Source organism: Aeromonas sp. HMWF017, assembly GCF_003061465.1.
In the GTDB taxonomy this organism is placed as follows: Bacteria; Pseudomonadota; Gammaproteobacteria; order Enterobacterales; family Aeromonadaceae; genus Aeromonas; species Aeromonas veronii.
The window spans coordinates 23132-24136 of record NZ_QAJD01000169.1 but is presented as its reverse complement, the minus strand read 5'-3'; the positions used below and the strand labels follow the sequence as shown (position 1 = coordinate 24136).

Annotated in this window: 1 protein-coding gene; it reads left to right on the top strand. The window is 61.5% G+C overall.

Annotation, left to right across the window (positions count from 1 at the left end; translation table 11 throughout):
• Positions 1 to 3: 3 nt before the first annotated feature.
• Positions 4 to 1005 (top strand): beta-ketoacyl-ACP synthase III (locus DBR30_RS18750; RefSeq protein ID WP_258224498.1); only part of this gene is annotated, 1002 nt, incomplete at its 3' end.

Genomic DNA, 1005 nt, shown 5'->3' with positions numbered 1-1005 from the left:
AAGATGACCTCTATCGTGATCAGTGGCTCAGGCCTCTATACCCCACCCTTTGCCGTCAGCAATGAAGAGCTGGTGGCCGCCTTCAACCAGTATGTGGATCTCTACAACGAGGAGAACGCCTCCGCCATCGATGCCGGCCAGCTTCCCGCCAAGCAGCACTCCAGCTGCGAGTTCATCGAGAAGGCATCCGGCATCAAGAGCCGTTATCTGGTGAGCCGCGAGGGGGTGCTCAACCCCGACATCATGCAGCCGCTGCTGGCGGAGCGACCCGACGAGATGCCCTCCATCATGGTGGAGATGTCGGTGGCCGCCGCAGAGCAGGCGCTGATCGCCGCCGGTCGCGAGCCGGGGGAGATCGATTTGGTGATAGTGGCCGCTTCCAACATGCCGCGCCCCTATCCGGCACTGGCCATCGAGCTGCAGCACTATCTGGGGGCGAGCGGCATGGCCTTTGACATGAACGTGGCCTGCTCCTCCGCCACCTTCGGCATCAAGACGGCAGCAGACATGCTGGCGGCAGGCACAGCCAACGTGGCGCTGGTGGTCAATCCGGAGATCTGCTCGGGGCACCTCAATTTTCGGGATAGAGACAGCCACTTTATCTTCGGCGACGCCTGCACCGCAGTGCTGCTGGAGCGGGAGGCCGATTGCAAGGTGGCCAACCCGTGGCAACTGGTGGCCAGCAAGCTGGTGACCCAGTACTCCAACAACATCCGCAACAATTTCGGCTTTCTGAACCGGCTGAGTCCGCGTACCCGCTACAGCGATGACAAGCTGTTCCGCCAGCAGGGACGCAAGGTATTCAAGGAGGTGTTGCCGCTGGTGTGCGACCAGATAACCAACCAGCTCGATGACCAAGGCTGGCCCGCCGAGAGCCTGAGCCGGCTCTGGCTCCATCAGGCCAACCTCACCATGAACCAGTTCATCGGTCGCAAGCTGCTGGGCCACGATGCCAGCCAGCAGGAGGCGCCGGTCATTCTTGATAGATATGGTAATACCAGCTCG